Here is a 3,102-nt window from a genome sequence, read left to right as displayed (position 1 = left end):
TTTGTATAGTTTGTGTACTATTTAAAGCAACTCCGTTTGCAGAGTTCATGGATATATATAACATACCTTCATCCGCATTTATATTTAACTCGGAGCCGCCCAGTACTAATTCTTTGCCTTGTTTTCGCGTTTTTGATGGCAGCCACAGCCACGGCAAAAATATAGTGGTTGCCACTGTCAAAATAACGACAGTTATTACCACATAATCTCCCGAAGCCAAACCCGTTAAGTCATGCACAATTCGGAATAAGCATAAGTTCCTCCAACGCCTCGCGGAACAACTCGATCCGGCACGTTGTCTCTCATGCAAAATAGCCTGTTCCCTACTAAACAAAGTAGGAACAAGCTATTAGTATACCGTTTTTTAATATTGTAATTACTTTAAATCGGGGAACAGGTTCTCCTTAGCCGTATATATCTCCATCATTATTAATGCCCCAAGCTGAAACCCATTTATGAAAGTATTTGTAGCATATATCGACTCCGACTGACTGCGTAAATCAAGCATTGCTTCAAGTTGGTTGAAATCTTCGGAAGATAGTTTCTCTTTCCATAATTCCATAGCTTCGGACACCCTTCTGCTTATGCTGCGATAATCAGGATTTCTTGGAACGACCTGCTCTTCCGGGCGGATATCGCCATGAAATAATGCTTCCAGCATACTTTTCATTTTTCATCTTCCTTTCGTACTAGATTATACGTTGAAGAAAGACTCGCACATGGTAGAGTAAGTGTGCAGTCTGCCTCTCAGGCAATTGCGTTAAGGAAGCGGCGCTTTTTGGTAGGAGGCCGCTTCCTTTTTTATTCACATTTAATTTAATTCGTTCCAATTTACTTTTCGAGTCCTACTTACTAAAGCAGATTTCAACCGCACTCTTAGAAATTTGTTTGAATTTTTCTTATTATTACCTCCTCAATTCAAAATTTAACCGCTCAATGTTACTCTTATGACTACCACAATTCAATAATAGTACGGTTAAGACTACCAGTCAATGCATTTTCATAACAATCATGATATTATTATTGTTATGAAATAACTCGGAGGAATGCATATGAAGATCCGATTACGATTAAAAGAAATTCTTGCCGAGAAAGGCATCTCCCAAAGAGAGCTTGCCCGGAGAATGGGGGTTCGCCACCCTACTATTAACCATCTATGTTCAGATTCTGTTGATAGAGTTTATATTCGTACTTTAGAGAAAATCTGTGAAACTCTTGATATTACTGTGGACCAACTTATTGTTTCCGTTGAGGATGATGAGTCTACAGATAAGTAGTGTATTAGTTTTGTTCGTTATACTTAGCTGATAAAACAGGCCAATCATGATATACCATGATTGGCCTGTTCAAAGTACAAGATAATACTCGAAAACTTTTTGCTAGCGCGGCAATCCAACCTTCTGCTCTTCTACCAAATCCAAATACTCCGCAAAGTCTAGCACTTGTGAATCTCTTCTCTAACCTTAAAATTCTGTACGCCCTGATTGCTGTAATACTGCCGCCTGTTCACGTAATTACCTTGCTTTCTGACAGTAGCTACGGATTTCATTCATAAGCCGTTCGTATGCTGCGCAAGCTTGTGTAATCAATCCAGCCTGTTTAACTTCCTGTTCCCGTTTTGTCACATCATTTAAGTCCCTCGTTAATTTTCTGCACACAAAAACAGGTCAATTATGGTAGTATCTGACCATGATCGACCTGCTCAATGTAACAGAATAGCGTTATTTAGGGCATAATCTTGAAGCTTTCTTTGCGCGTACAAACAAAATGACGAAATCTTTACTCGGGTATTACATGAGTTATATGTGTTATTGGGGTTGAGTGATGGATATACTCGGCACTAGGTAGCCCCACCAATCAAATCTGCCACAGTTTATGGTTTTTCTTCACACACTCGAATAATCTCTTTAGGTATCGACTCAAAAACTAATACCTCTGGTTTTGGATAAGGTCTTTTTAACAAGTATTCTTGAAGTGTCACCACGCTATCCCAATACAACTTTATCCAATATTCAATGCTTTCACCTGTGTCAAAGTTCAGGGCTTCTTCATCAAAATCCTTGAAATCATCATAGAACGCTTGGTCATAGATAGAAATAGATATCTCACTATCAAATACGAGAATTTTATTAGTAAATACAGGGAAACAAAACGACTTAGAAAAGCGATTAGATATATCAACACCTATAGCTTCCTTAAAATTAACCCAATCGGGTATATCAAAAGGTCTCAAACTTTCAGTCCTTTCAAATTTTACTCTACCACCGTTACTATAACGATTATTAGAATTTGTAGAAAATTGTATGCCTTCTTGCATGACTTGTTCTTCCGAAACAAAATGTTCATGATTTTCAGCTAAATAAGCATGATACAATAATAAACTCACTTTCTCTCACCCACTCATTCTTTATTTCTTGGCACATAAGGGAAGTGCGAACTTCTGGTAGGGTCATCTAGGTGTTCAAAAACTCTATGACTTCCCGTTGGAGTATCAGGTGTACTGACGTTTCCGTCAAATTCTTTGTAATACTTGGTTATCCGGTTTGGATTAGGATTATTAGGATTTGGCCAGTTTGAATATGCTTTATCAGGATTAGTCATTGTTTCTTGTCTTAGTTTCCTAACATCAACATCTTCACCATATTGTGAACGATTTGGAGTTGATGGCTTGCTTGGGTCATACATATGCTTTTCAGAGTGTGGGTTAACAAAATCACTTGGATTGCTTCCCCCACCGGGCTTTGTAGGGACTGGAGCATTCCCCTTAGTCTTCCATGTAACTTTCTCATCTCCGTATTCAGATCTAAAGTATGCATCCCAATCTTCCCCGAACATAGGCTTCTTAGCTTCCCAATTACTTTCTCCCGTCCCCTCAGCCTCTTCATCCCTTCTCCGTTTTTCTTCTGGGCTCTGTTTATTCGATTCAGGGGTCTTATCCTTATTTGAAAGCTCCTTCTTCTTTGCCCCCACATCGTCCAACTTATTTTTTACTTTCACATCTTGGTCTAGCGACTTCCAGAAATCGATGCCGCCTTTATGTACTATGCCATCTCTAATATGATCCTGATTCATTTTACGAGCCGCATCGTTAAGTAAATCACT

The 3,102-nt window shown here is 38.8% G+C and carries 5 protein-coding genes; 1 reads left to right on the top strand and 4 read right to left on the bottom strand.

Annotated elements, in window-relative coordinates; translation table 11 throughout:
* Nucleotides 1–202, bottom strand: a 202-nt coding sequence (locus tag G358_RS33765; protein WP_205621574.1) for a hypothetical protein, incomplete at its 3' end; no start/stop codon positions are given.
* Nucleotides 203–376: 174 nt separating this feature from the next.
* Entirely contained in the window at nt 377–670 is a 294-nt protein-coding gene (locus G358_RS0129155) for a DUF6809 family protein (RefSeq protein WP_019640786.1), read from the bottom strand.
* A gap of 382 nt (nt 671–1,052) precedes the next feature.
* Here G358_RS0129155 and G358_RS0129150 point away from each other — a divergent pair, with 382 nt between their 5' ends.
* A complete protein-coding gene (locus tag G358_RS0129150) occupies nt 1,053–1,277 on the top strand; it encodes a helix-turn-helix domain-containing protein (protein ID WP_019640785.1) in 225 nt (74 codons plus the stop codon).
* A gap of 596 nt (nt 1,278–1,873) precedes the next feature.
* On the opposite strand, the gene G358_RS0129145 is transcribed toward G358_RS0129150, so the two are convergent.
* On the bottom strand, nt 1,874–2,386 hold the full coding sequence (locus G358_RS0129145; RefSeq protein WP_026342528.1) for a hypothetical protein: 513 nt from the start codon (nt 2,384–2,386) through the stop codon (nt 1,874–1,876).
* 14 nt (nt 2,387–2,400) lie between these two features.
* The coding region (locus G358_RS34210) for a hypothetical protein (protein ID WP_338042740.1) at nt 2,401–3,102 on the bottom strand (702 nt) is incomplete at its 5' end.

It is taken from the genome of Paenibacillus fonticola DSM 21315, assembly GCF_000381905.1.
Taxonomy (GTDB): Bacteria; Bacillota; Bacilli; order Paenibacillales; family Paenibacillaceae; genus Fontibacillus; species Fontibacillus fonticola.
This window is presented reverse-complemented; position numbering and strand designations above follow the sequence as displayed.